A 12,390-nucleotide genomic window follows, 5' to 3' on the forward strand; every position below is an offset into this window, starting at 1 on the left:
GAGATGGTAGAGGGTGAGCAGGGACCACATCTCCTGCTCGACGCCGACCGGGTCGTGCGAGCGCAGGACACGTCCGTGCAGGATGGTGTGGCGCAAGGCGTAGTAGGCGCTCTCGTGCTCCCAGCGCTCGTGATAGAGGTGCACGAGACGGTCTGCGGGGTGACGGTGGGTGTCCAGGAGCGTGGTCGCCAGACGGTAGGAGCCGTCGAAATGGCTGCCATCCGTGCAGGTGACGCTCACCCGGGCTTCGATGATGCGTACCGGGACGCCGCCGATGACCGAGAGGTAGGTGGAGTCCGCGAGGGTCTGGAGGACCGGTGGGCGGCGGCGCTGGCGGATGCGGCCCAGGACCCGTGCGCCGGTGGTGTGAACGGCGGCGAGGAAGTCGTTGCCGTCGAAGCCCCGGTCCCACAGCACCAGCATCCCGGGGCCCAGATGGTGCAACAGCCTGGTGGCGTACGAGGTCTCGCCCTCCCGGGTGGGGCCGAACAACACCCGACGCCGCCACTCCCGCCTCGGCCAGCGATCTCCGATCGCCTACGAGAACGCCCTCCAACCACCATCAACTACCCTGGCCCAAGCCGCATAGACGTGTTCAATATCTGGGGTCAAGGCCCCGGTGCCGAGCCCTGCTTGTGCACGCAGAGGCCGTCTGGCTCCTCCGCCGGAGTGAACACGCAGGCCACGTCATTCTTCCTGCGCAGCGCAGCCTGTATCTCTGGTGTCGTGATCAATAACGTGATGCGTGCTGCGGCGGTCGCCGTCCTGGCTCTCTCCTCGCTGGCCGTTCCCGCCTCCGCCTCCGCCTCTGGCAGCGCCGGCACGGTACGGGCCGAGATCGAGTGCCCGCCCGGCTACGTGTGTATCTACCCCGAGATCAACTTCGGCGGGCAGCCATGGGTACGACGTGCCGCGGACGGCGGCGTGAAGGACCTGCCCTCCGCGATCCGGGACCGCGGCAGCTCGGTCCGCAACAACTCCGACCGCACCGCCCGCGTCTACGAGAAGCGGAACTACAGCGGTCGCTGGGTCTGCGTGACCCGCAGCGGCGGCTCCATCCACGACCTTCGCGGCTACAACCTCAACGACCAGACCCGCTCCCTGAAGATCAACAACAACGACTGCGGCTGAACATCAGCACCCACCCGTTCCGGCCGGAGCGCGGCTGGAGCCTGGTGGGCCGGGTCGAGCTGTTCCGGGCGGCCCAGAGCGGGCCAGACGAAGTGCGGGAGCTGGTCGTGCGCTGGAACGGCGAGGACGGGGCTCAGGCCCGGCAAGTCCCGTGCTCACGCGTGCTTCGGCCAGACCTGGAGCAGATAGTGAGCGCCGCCCTCCTCGAGGGCCTGGGGCTCGACGGGGAGCACTGGTCGACACCCGCAGCGGTCGTCGGCCACGGGGCGCAAGCCCTGGAGATGACCCGGACCGCCGGGCTGGAGGGTGTCATCGCGAAGCGGCTTGCGTCTGTGTACGAACCCGGGGTCAGGTCCCGCTCGTGGATCAAGATCCGGCACGTCCGGACCATTGATGTGATCGTGGGCGGGTGGGTCCCCGGCCGCGGCCGGCTCACCGGCCTGCCCGGAGCCCTGCTGGTGGGTGAGGAGCGCGCAGGCCGTCTTCGGTACGTGGGCAGTGTCGGCACCGGATGGAGCGACAGCGAACGCATCACGCTCGCCAGCCTGCTCGAAGCCGCCGCGATCGACGACTGCCCCTTCGACACGGCGTCGAGCGTGACCGGCGCACGGTGGGTCCTGCCCCGCCTGGTCGGCGAGGTCCGCTACGCGACCAGAACCTGGGCAGGATTGCTGCGACACCCTTCATGGCACCGGCTGCGCCCCGACCTCGCGCCCGACGACCTCACCTGACGCGTCCTACTGCGGCTGCAGTCCCGTCTGCGGATTGCAGATCTGGCACGGCTCGATGTCCGGCTCTCCCAGCGCGGTCATCGCGTCCTCGCGGCTGATGAAACCGAACTGGGCGCTGTACAGGCCGCACCCTCCGCGGTGCAGCAACGCCGTGCTCCCACTGAGGCCGCGGACCAGGCCGAGGTGGACGCGCTGAAGGTGTACGCGGAGGCGTGCGAGACCACTGTGGTCCACTACACCCCCGCCCCGTAGCCCTCGTCGGTGTGCGAGGCCCCGCACACCGACGAGGCGATGCCTACTGTTCCCCGGTCGGCGCAGCTTCCGGGAGGTCTTGCAGGCGCGTCACGAGGGAACGGCAGATGCGCTCGATTTCAAGGTCGAAGGCGACTGCACCACTCCAACGGTCGTCGCCGCGGTGAGGCTGTGCGAGCGCTGCGTGGATCCATGGCAAGGCTGGACGTGCGGCCTGGCCCATGCGGTTGAGGCAGGCGAGTACATCGCGCGCGGTGGAGTCGTTGTCCTTCCAGGCGTTCAGCAGCGCCGACACAACGGTGTCGGCCTCACTGTCTCCGGCTATGTCCCACAGGGCTGACGCGGTATGGACGAGAGTCCACGCGTTCCCCGTGTTCAGGACGGCCGCGTCGTTCGATTCGTTCCGGGCGTTCTCCTCCACCTGTTCGTTCAATATCTGTCGCAGGCGCGGCAGTACGGGAGCGGCGGGAGGGCCGATCCGGCCGGCGAGGCCGATCGCGTCGAAGTTTCGGTGGTGGTCGAGGAGTCGTTCGAGCAGGGGCACCACGCGTCCGGGGCGGCGTTCGAGTTCCCAGACGGCGGCCGCCGCGGCTGTACGGACGTCAGTGCTGCCCGTGTCGGTGAGGGGGTGGACGATGTCCAGGGCGGAGGCGGCGCGGGGCCCGAACGACGCGAGCGCCTTCAGGAGGGGCTCCGCGGTGCGCCATTGCTTGTGCCGGATGGCGGCCTGGAGGGCATCGGTGAGGGCGGGCACGGCCGCCGGGTCTCCGAGAGCGGCGAGGGCGGAGGCGAGAGCCGTAGGGCTGGCATCGGGCCATTCCCGGGAGTGGTCGACGTCGGCGAGGCGGCGTATGAGTCGGGGGGTGAGTTCGGCGGCGGCTTGGGGCAGGTGGCCTACCGTGTTCACCGCGCGCCAGGTGTCGGTGTCGGTGTCCAGCGCGATCAGGAGGCTGGGCAAGGCACGTTCGTCTCCGAGGCTGGCCAGCGCCACGACGGCCTGCTGGTGAGCACGGCGCTGAACACGATGAGGGCTTGCCCACGCATCAGGCCGGTGCTCGGCAAGGAGGACGGCGATGTAGGCGGCGAGGGCTTCCCGGGCCGGTTCTGCGAGGGCGCCCAGCTTCCCGAGGGCCTCGGCGGCCGCCGCCGAGGTGTAGGAGTCGTGCGGCTTCAGGCAGTCGCCGATGAGCTGGACGAGATGGGTGTGATCACCCCGCCAGGAGGTGATCACACAGCGGGCCATGTCGATGGCGTCGTACCGGGTGCCCGGGTCCGGGCTGCGCAGTTGCTCGGTGAGAAGGGCTGCCCGGTCGTCGAAGCGTGCGCCGAGGGCCTCGTGAAAGGCCACGAGCAAGGAGGTGGTGGGGGCGTGGACGCGCCCGTGGCGTTCGAGATCATCGAAAGCGGCGGCGATGTGCCCGGGGACATCCGAGTCGGGTTCAGGCTCGGCCTCACACGTACACGGACCTGTGGAAGCCCGGTCCTCTTCAGTCTGGGGCGAAGGCGTGACCTCGCGGAGCAGCAGGATCGCTTTCGGTACTGTCCGGTCGTCGATGGACTCGGGAGCGCAGCGGGTTCGATGGATAAGAGCTGCCAGGCGGGTATCCGGATCAAGGGCGCCGTTGTCGACCAGCGCGTTGAACCATGGCCGCACCGGCCCAGCGGCCGCAGGCAGACGGAGTACCAGGTCCGCCATCGTCCGCACCACCAACCCACGCTCGGCGGCACCGCCCTCTTCCTCAAGGCGGGCCTGCAGCAGTGCCACCGCCCGTTCGGCGTCGTCCAGGAAGAGCCCCAGGCCCTCAATCGCCGCCCTGCGCACCCGCGCGTCGGGATCACTGGCGTAGGAGACGAAGGCGTCGGCGTGCTCGCGCATCAGGTTCGCGGTGTCCGGGTAGATCGTGGATTCCTCCCCGTCGGGGCCGCAGATGACGGCGTAGATCTCCTCGGCTTCGATCACCTCCCGCCCGATGCTGAGCACCAGCGCGACGATTGCCCCGCGATCAGGAGTCGCCGGATCGTCCGCCTTGGCGAACAGAAACGGCAGACTGGCCGCCGTGCTCGAGTACACGCTTCCCTGGTGAAGGGCCTTGCCATAGAAGTTGCTGAACGCTTCATTGCGCACGTCGGGGTCGGGCGAGACCATGCCCCGCAGCCACCCCGGCACGTCCTTACCCGGCCCGTAGGCATGCTCCAGGGCTGCCCAGTCGATGCTTTCCAAGTCGTTGATCACGCCCGGCACTATGCCGGGCGGCACTGACATCTCGGACAGGGCGTTGGCCTCGGCGGGGTTGGCGGTGAGGCGGTAGATGGCTTTCACGCTGATCCAGGCGCGGCTGTAGGTGCAGTATCGCCGGGTCCTTGTCGCCCTTCGACTGGTTGCTGGCAGCCGACACCGCGATCAGCTGCGAGTCGGTCAGGCCGTTCGCGAGGGCACGGCGTTCGGGCGTCGACCACTCGGATGCCCCGGACCGCCAGGCTTCTTTCAGGGGGACGATGTGGTCGATGTTGATGCCGGAGGCGGACTCGACCGTCTTCCCGTCTTACTACGAGCACCAGATGCCGCTGATGGCACGGCACGATCTCTAAAGCCGCTGTCACTACCCACCCCAGCCACGACGCATGGACCTGGGCGCAGATGTGCCGCAGACGACGAGGATGGGGTAAGCGTGGGAAGCAAGCGCAGTCAGGCGGGGGCGCCGTACTGGACGCCCTGACGCGGCAAGGTGCGAGTACTGAAGGACGACGAGGGTCATTACTGGGTGACGTGCACCGGATGCAAGCTCGACAAGTTCTCGGCGCCCGCGTTTGCCGATGCGCGGAACCATGCCGCTTCTTGTAATCGCTGATCAGCCACCCGGTGCCCGCCTGCCTGACCGGCTCTGGTGAAGTGCGTTTCTGGTGGAGGTAGGCGCGAACCCGCTGGTAGCTGCCCGTGTAGCCGAGTGGAACGATCTCCTCCCACAGCTTCCAGGCGTTCGTTCCGCCCTCGTTCCAGCGGTCGTCGAGATAGGGCTTGTACTCATCGAGAACCGAGCGCCTTGCTTGCCACTGACCGGTGAAAAGATCTTCTGGCCTGGCAGCGTCCGCGTACCGTTTGACGGTTCGGCTGGTCATGCCGAGCTGCCGCTGGATCGCGCGACCGGCCGTCGCCCACCCTGTCGCACTCGGCGAGCGTCCCGTCGAGCAGTACGTACTCCGGTTCGTGCTCGCGCAGGACCTTCAGCAGGCCGGGTGCCCGGGCGGCCAGGAGGTCGATCACCACGATGGTGTAGGCGTGGGCGGTGCCGATCGAGATCCCGGAGCCAGCGGCTATCTGGGCCAGGGTGTCGTGCTTGCGCAGGTACACCTCGCCAACGAGCGCGCGTTGGTGCGGCAGGAGCTTGCAGCGGCGGTCACCCTCGCGGGTGACGATGAGCATGGTGCCCCACTCGACCAGCGCATGAGACAGGTCGAGTGCGGCAGGACAGAAGACCAACGAGGCACCTGTACCGCCGAGTTGAGACTTCGACCACCTCCCTCAACGGCGCAGGTGCCTCGTGCGTTGCGCCCTCGCCGCCGTCACCCATCGTTGGTCACTCTGAAAACGCTCAATCAGCGCGTTTCTTCTGGCGGGTTCGACTTCTTCCATGCGTCGATGATGTCTGCGGGGACACGTCCGCGTTCCGGAACGTTGTAGCCGTGATCGCGGGCCCAGGTGCGGACGTCCTGGGTGTGGAGGGTGGTGTTTGGTTCGGTGGCGGGGTGGTGCGGCTGCGTGGCCGCGGGTTGGTGGGGGGCGGCCGTGGCGGGTGTGAAGACGGGGCCGTGGTCGAGGAGGTCTTCGGGGAACATGGGGATGGTGGCTCGACCGCTGAGCACGGTGGTGAGGAAGTCGGTGAGGTTGCCGTCGTGGGTGTACCAGCGTGGGCCGCGGGCTTCGTTGACGGCCACGTGCCAGGTGTCGGGCGCGTTGGTGGGGTCGGTGATCCAGAAGAGGTACTCGCCATTGTCGGTGACGCCGATGGCGAACAGGTCCTGCGGGTCACAGGGGGCGGATGGGTCGCCCTGGGCTCGTGTTTGTTCGAGCTGGGTGCGGATGGTGGCGGGCATGGGTCCGGTGAGGCTGACCCATTCTGTTGCCCCTGCGGGGTGGTAGAGGTGAAGGTAGCCGCAGAAGGTTCCGGGTCCGTAGGTGTCGGCGATCTCTTTGTAGTCGGAGGGCAGGCGTACTCCGAGGATGCCCTCCACTTCCGGCCAGTTGCTGGGGGGCGGTGTGGTGGGAGGCGGCGGAGAGAGCTGGGTGAGGTTGCTGATAAGGGTCATGGGACTAGTCCTCGGCGGTGTCTCTGCTGCTGGCCATGAGCGGGATTGTCCAGGATTTCATCAACGATGAGGTTGCCCTTTTTATCGAAGGCCTCGAGCTGTATGTATTTGGGGACGGAGTCCTTCTGGTCGTCGCTGTATTCGAGGTAGACGTTATAGGTGGCGACTCCGTCCTTGTTCACGGCGTCGTAGACCACTGCCTCGTAGCCGCGCATGTCGGGAGTGTTCGTGGGGTTTTGTGTAATGGTGAACAGGTTGTCCAGGGTGTCTCCTGAGCCGCCGAGCCGGTTGGCCAGCATGTGTCCGCGGGCCTGGTTGTGTATGCCGCCGAGGAAGCCTGGCGGATGAAGCGCCTGGCGGGCGTCGGTTCCCTCGTCGAGCATGTCCCGGGTGACCGTCGCGTTCATTTCGTAGGGGCGACCGTGTTCGTCCCGTGTGAAGGTGACTCTTCCGCCCCAGGTGGGGTCGGCCGTGCATCCGGCCAGGCCAAGAGGGTCGGCCATCGTAAAGGGGTTGGGTACGTAGGCGTAGTGATTGGTGGCGGGCGCCAGGCCCAGGGGGTCGGGGGTGATGTAGCGGCCGAGGCCAGCGTCGTAGTAGCGGTTGACGTTGTAGTGGAGGCCCGTCTCGGCGTCGAAGTACTGGCCTGGGTAGCGCAGGGGTGTGTAGGCGATGCTGCCGCGGTTCCACTGGGTGGCTCCCCAGGCGGTGCTGCGGGCCTTCCATGCGATGTGGCCCTCGGGGTCGACGAGTTCGCTGGGGCTACCGGCCAGGTCGGTGACGATGGCAAAGAAGCGCCGGTCGGTCTCGTCTCGTGAGTGTTTGGATTCTCTTTGCGCCAGGGGTCGGAGTCCGGCGTAGTCCCAGACCATGGTGGTGCTGCCGTTGTTCTGCTCTGCGAGCTGGGCTCCGTCCCAGCAGTAGGTGATCCGTTCCGTGAGTGTCCCGTCGGCGTTTGTGCGCTGCTTTTCCGTGCGGCGCCCGAGCGCGTCGTAGAGGTAGTGCCAGGTGTCGGTGTCCGGGGTGAGGACCTGGGTGAGCCGGTCCTCGGCGTTCCACGTGAAGTGCCAGGAGAGGGTCTTCCCGCTGAGGGTGCGGGTGGTACGCCGGGTCATGCGGCCTTGGGCGTCGTAGGTGTAGTTGGTGCGGCCGGCGTGGGTGAGGCGGGTTCCGTTGTAGCGGCGGGTGCCGATGTCTTCCTGGTGGGGTGCCTGGGGCGGGAGGACGGCGCTGGTTTGGTCGCCGTTGGTGTTATAGGCGTACTGCTCTGTCCATCCGTCGGCGTGGACGGCGGTGACGCGGCTGCCGGCGTCGAGGGTGTAGGTGCGGGTTCCGGTGTTGCTGTCGTCGACGGTGAGTGGCGTGCCGTCGGCCTGATAGGTGAAGGTCCGTTCCAGGATCTCTGTGGCCGGTGTGGTGAGGGACTGGCGGTCGAGCCGACCGACGCTGTCCCAGGCCTGCCGGAGTGTGAGGTGGGAGTCGAGTGTGCGAGCTGTCTCGCGGCCGAGGGCATCGCGCGTGAAGTGGAACGTGTGGTTGCCGGCGCTGTAGGTAGTAAGGCCTTGCGGTGTGTATGTGAGGGCGCTCTGAGCACCTGAGGGGGTGCGCCGGTGAGTGCGGCGGCCGACTGAGTCATATGCGAAGGAGAGTGGCCGTCCGTTGACGGTCTCGGTAATGATGCGGCCGGTGGCGTCGTGGTCGAGGGTGATGTCGGTGTGGGCGTTGGTGAGGCGGGTGACGTGTCCGCTCTCTCCGTGGGCGAAGGTGGAGGCGGTGCCGTCGTCGTGGAGGAGCCGGGTGACGCGGCCGAGGACGTCGCGTTCGTAGGTGAGGCTCTGTCCGGCTGCGTTAGTGCGGCGTGTCAGGCGACCGACCGCGTCGTGCTCGTAGGTGAGGGTGCGGCCGTCGAAGTCTGATTCGGAGACGAGTCTGCCGGCTGCGTCGTAGGTGTAGTTCCAGTCCATGCCCTGGGAATTGGTGACCTTCGTCAGGCGTAGTTCCGTGTCGTGGGTGAACTTGTAGTCGGATCCTTCTGGGGTGTGGGTGGAAGACCGGCGGTCGAAGTGGGTGGCCGTGTGGGTGCTGGTGCGTCCCATGCGGTCGGTGTGGGCGACGAGGTTGTTCTCCCCGTCCCACGTCCACTCCTCACGAGTGAGGTCGGGCAGTTCTCGCCAGGAGAGTCTGCCTTCGGTGGTCCATCCCATGCGCACTGTGTTGTTGAGGGCATCGGTGACGGTGGTGAGGCGGCCGAACGGGTCACGCGCGCAGAGAGCCTGGGCGCCGTCCGGCGCGGTGATCTGCAGGGGAAGGCCTGCGTTGTCGTTCACGATCCGGGAGGTCACGCCGGTGGGGCTGTGGATGGCGGTGAGGTGACCGCAGAGATCGAACTCGTAGCCGGTAGTGGCGCCGTCGGGTTCGGTGACGCTGGTGCGGTTGCCGTACTCGTCGTAGGTGAAGCGGCGGGTGATGCCGCCCCGCTCGGTGATGGTGAGGGGCTGGCCCAGGTCGTTGTAGGTAGCGGTGGTGCGCACGCCGTCGGGGGCGAGGAGGGCGGTGAGGTTGCCTCGGTTGTCGCGCTCAAAGCGTGTTGTGCGGCCGAGGGCATCGGTCTGTGTCAGGAGCTGGTCCTGGGCATTGAACTCGAAGAGAGTCGTGTTGCCGAGGGGGTCGGTCTCCGCGACGACTTGGAAGGCTTCGTTGATGTGGAAGACGCTGGTGGCACCAGTGGAATCGGTGTAGCGGGTGATGCGGTGCTGGGCCTGACTCTCCACGTCGCCGTAGTGGAAGGACGACGAAAGGATTCCGTCTGGTCCTTCTGTGGCGCAGACACGGCCCGCGGCGTCGTAGAGATAGCGGAAGGATGAGTCGTTGCGGTCGGTCCAGGAGGTGACGCGGCCGTCGTGGTCGTAGGTGAGGCGTAGTGGCAGCCCGGAGGAATTGATGACCTCGGTCAGGTGGCCGCCTTTGTCGAAGCCGAATCGCCGTACCTCGCAGGGACCGTCAGGCGTGAGCAGGTGCAGTGCTGTAATCCGCTCTCCGCTGGTGGTGACCTGGACGGTGTAGCCGCCATCGTGACTGACCGTGGTCGGGGCGCCGTCGGAGCGCCGTGTGATGGTGATCCGGTTGCCGTTGCGGTCTTCGATGCCGGTGAGCCAGTACGCGCTCGACGTTTGATAGGGGCTGCCGGTGAAGTAGCGGGTGGTGCCGGTGCGGGAGTCGGCCACGACGTAGGTGGTCTGGTCCTCGTACTGCTGATCATAGGCGAGTGAGAGACGAGGACCTTCGACAGGCAGAACAGGATCGCCGCCCGGCTGCGGAACGCGAGGGTAGATGAGCAGGGAACCGTCCTGGCGGGCCCAGAAGGCGCCAGGGGAAATGTGATTGACCTCGATACGCTCGTCGAGAGTCGACGCCCAGGTCCGTCCAAACCATTGACCGTGGCGGTAGTTGGACAGGTGCGTCCGGTCCAGAACCAGCGGCAGGGTACCGGACAGCGACAGGTCGGTGTGCGTCAGGATCATCTCGCCGGTCGCGACGTCGACCGGGTCGTTCTTGCACGTCTTGCTCGATCCGGGGATGGAGTGGCGACGCGGGTCGGCTTTGGCCTTGTCGAGCGGCTCCGGTTTGGCCCTGGCATCGGCTGATTTCTTACGGTGATCGGCTCCCGGGCCTGTTCCGCCCGCTGCGGTGTCGGGCTCTTTGTCACGCTGACGGAGGCGCGCGAAACGGTCACGGATGTCGTCGTCCGTCGCCTTGTGGGCGGTGGAGATCTCTTTGACGGCCTTGGGAAGGGTGGTGCCTACGTGGTCGCCCATCGCCTTGGTCGCCTTGCCCAGGGCTTCCAGCGCCTTGTCCGCGACCGGATCGATGGCGCTGGCGATGGAGTCCCGGCCACGCGTGCGGCCGTGAGCAGTCTTGGCTTTGGTGAGCTTGCCTGCGGTCTTGCCATGGATGGAGACACTGACCCCATTGAGATGAGTCGCGGCACGATCATGCTCACTGTGCTCGATATGCAGATCCTTGAGCCCGCTACCGCTTCCCGGCGAGCCGCCCGCAGAAGCGAGGTGCATCGCGTTCTTCCCCGACTGCACCCCCTCCTTGAACCCGCCGGTGCCGGCGTCCTTGGTCTGGCCGAGATCCACATTGTCCTGCAGGCCGATGGCCACTGAGCCGAGCTGCACGACAAGGTCTGCGGCCATCTCCTCAAGAGCGGCCACCACCGGCTCCGTCATCGCACTCACCACATAACCGACAGCTTCCTCGACGCACTCCTTGATCAACCGCTTGACGACTTCCTGCGTGGCCCGCATCGCCCCCGCGCCGACGAGCAGTGACAGACCACCGGTCACAGGAATCAAAGAGAGCGCGATGCCGGCTTCCGAGGCCAGATAGCCGAGCTGCACGAGAGCGGCGAGCTTCATACCCTCGACCGCACCTGCCGCCAGATCCAAAGCACCGGCAATCGTCCGGGCCGCATCAGCGATGTCCCTGATGTGCTTGCCCTTGACCTTGCTCCAGTGATGGTTCAGTGCGGTGATGGACTCACCGGTCCCGGACGACAGCAGACGCGTGACGTGATTGTTGGCGAGCTGACCATCGTCCTCGAGGTCCTCGGCAAACTCGCGCAGCGCGTCGGCCATATCCCGATAGGCATCCTCATCAACGTTCGGCCACGCGACACCAATCAGATCCAGCAGCGTGTCCGCCCAATCCGGCACTGTGACAGCCACAACTGCGTCCCCCGTATCCACAGACCAACAAACCGAATAGTCGTATCACGCCCGCCGCCCGGCTGAAGCGCTATCAGCCAGTGAGCGTTTTCAGAGTGGCCAACGATGGGTGACGGCGGCGAGGGCGCAACGCACGAGGCACGCGTGCCGTTGAGGCAGGTGGTCGATGTCTCAACTCGGCGGTGCAGGTGCCTCGTTGGTCTCCTATCCGGCCGCACTCGACCTGCCTCATGCGCTGGTCTAGTGGGTCACCATACGGCCAGGAGGTCGATCACCACGGTGGTGTAAGCGTGGGCGGTGCCGATCGAGATCCCGAAGCTGGCGGCTATCTGGGCCAGGGTGTCGTGCTGGCGCAGGTACACCAGGCCGACGAGCGCGCGTTGGTGCGGCGGGAGCTTGCAGCGGCGGTGACATCTGGTCGGGGCCGTCGCGGAGCAATGCTCGGGACTTGTGGATCGGTGCGGGGAGGGACGCGGAGGGCGTACCTTCCCGAATGATCCTGTGATGGTCACCGAGTAGGCCCGCGTTCGCAGCGCGGGCCGGGAAGGCACGCCCGTGCTCAGCGTAGTCACCGACGACGGCTCCACCCAGTCCGGCTCCCTGATCGACGAGATCGTCCGCGAGGGCGCCCGCCGCATGCTGGCCGCCGCGCTGGAAGCGGAAGTCAACCAGTACGTAGCCGAGTTGGCGGCCGATACCGACGAGCGGGGGCATCGGCTGGTGGTCCGCAACGGCCACCACCGGTCCCGCACCGTGGTTACCGCTGCCGGCCCGGTCGAGGTCACCGCGCCTCGCGTGAACGACCGCCGCATCGACGACGAGACCGGCGAGCGCAAGCGGTTCTCCTCGAAGATCCTCGCGCCGTGGTGCCGCAAGTCGCCAAAGGTCTCGGAGGTACTGCCGCTGCTCTACCCGCACGGATTGTCGTCCGGGGACTTCGTGCCCGCGTTGGAGCAGTTCCTCGGCGGCGCGGCTGGGCTGTCACCGGCGACGGTGACCCGGCTGACGAAGCAGTGGCAAGACGACCATGCCACCTTCCAGGACCGGGACCTGTCCGACCGCGACTACGTCTACGTGTGGGCCGACGGGGTCCACCCCAAGGTCCGGCTCGGCCAGGCGCACTCGTGCGTCCTGGTCCTGCTCGGGGGATCGTCTTCGAGGACGAGGCCGGCTTCTCGATGACGCCGCCCCGGGCCCGCACCTGGGGCCGGCGCGGGCACACCCCCGTCATCCGCGTGCGT

7 protein-coding genes and 4 pseudogenes are annotated in these 12,390 nt (G+C 67.0%); 3 read left to right on the plus strand and 8 right to left on the minus strand.

Annotated elements, in window-relative coordinates; all coding sequences use genetic code 11:
* The coding region (locus ACIRJP_RS40610; protein ID WP_404185980.1) for a transposase at positions 1–495 on the minus strand (495 nt) is incomplete at its 3' end.
* A 231-nt stretch (positions 496–726) separates the two neighbouring features.
* Here ACIRJP_RS40610 and ACIRJP_RS40615 point away from each other — a divergent pair.
* Positions 727–1,131: a peptidase inhibitor family I36 protein gene (locus ACIRJP_RS40615; protein WP_404185982.1), complete on the plus strand. Its 405-nt coding sequence runs from the start codon at positions 727–729 to the stop codon at positions 1,129–1,131.
* A 197-nt stretch (positions 1,132–1,328) separates the two neighbouring features.
* A pseudogene (locus ACIRJP_RS40620) lies at positions 1,329–1,862 on the plus strand (ATP-dependent DNA ligase); the annotation flags it as partial.
* Between the two features lie 6 nt (positions 1,863–1,868).
* Here the strand turns inward: ACIRJP_RS40620 and ACIRJP_RS40625 are convergent.
* The 7 genes and pseudogenes from ACIRJP_RS40625 to ACIRJP_RS40655 form a co-directional block, all read right to left on the minus strand.
* The gene (locus ACIRJP_RS40625; RefSeq protein ID WP_404185984.1) at positions 1,869–2,009 is read right to left on the minus strand and encodes a DUF6233 domain-containing protein; all 141 of its coding nucleotides are present in this window, start codon (positions 2,007–2,009) and stop codon (positions 1,869–1,871) included.
* 148 nt (positions 2,010–2,157) lie between these two features.
* Complete coding sequence (locus ACIRJP_RS40630) at positions 2,158–4,377, minus strand: HEAT repeat domain-containing protein (protein ID WP_404185990.1); 2,220 nt, start codon at positions 4,375–4,377, stop codon at positions 2,158–2,160.
* Entirely contained in the window at positions 4,286–4,627 is a 342-nt protein-coding gene (locus tag ACIRJP_RS40635) for a DUF1524 domain-containing protein (protein WP_404185992.1), read from the minus strand. Before ACIRJP_RS40635 ends, ACIRJP_RS40630 begins: the two co-directional genes overlap by 92 nt.
* A gap of 578 nt (positions 4,628–5,205) precedes the next feature.
* Positions 5,206–5,592 (minus strand): annotated as a pseudogene (locus ACIRJP_RS40640) (transposase family protein); the annotation flags it as partial.
* Positions 5,593–5,708: 116 nt separating this feature from the next.
* Positions 5,709–6,419 (minus strand): histone-like nucleoid-structuring protein Lsr2, encoded by a 711-nt coding sequence (locus ACIRJP_RS40645; protein WP_404185986.1) that lies wholly within the window; start codon positions 6,417–6,419, stop codon positions 5,709–5,711.
* Complete coding sequence (locus tag ACIRJP_RS40650; protein ID WP_404185988.1) at positions 6,416–11,149, minus strand: RHS repeat-associated core domain-containing protein; 4,734 nt, start codon at positions 11,147–11,149, stop codon at positions 6,416–6,418. Before ACIRJP_RS40650 ends, ACIRJP_RS40645 begins: the two co-directional genes overlap by 4 nt.
* Before the next feature lie 257 nt (positions 11,150–11,406).
* Positions 11,407–11,556, minus strand: a pseudogene (locus tag ACIRJP_RS40655) (transposase family protein); the annotation flags it as partial.
* A 148-nt stretch (positions 11,557–11,704) separates the two neighbouring features.
* Here ACIRJP_RS40655 and ACIRJP_RS40660 point away from each other — a divergent pair.
* Positions 11,705–12,295, plus strand: a pseudogene (locus ACIRJP_RS40660) (transposase); the annotation flags it as partial.
* Positions 12,296–12,390 lie beyond the last annotated feature (95 nt).

Source organism: Streptomyces sp. NPDC102437, assembly GCF_044765565.1.
Lineage (GTDB): Bacteria > Actinomycetota > Actinomycetes > Streptomycetales > Streptomycetaceae > Streptomyces.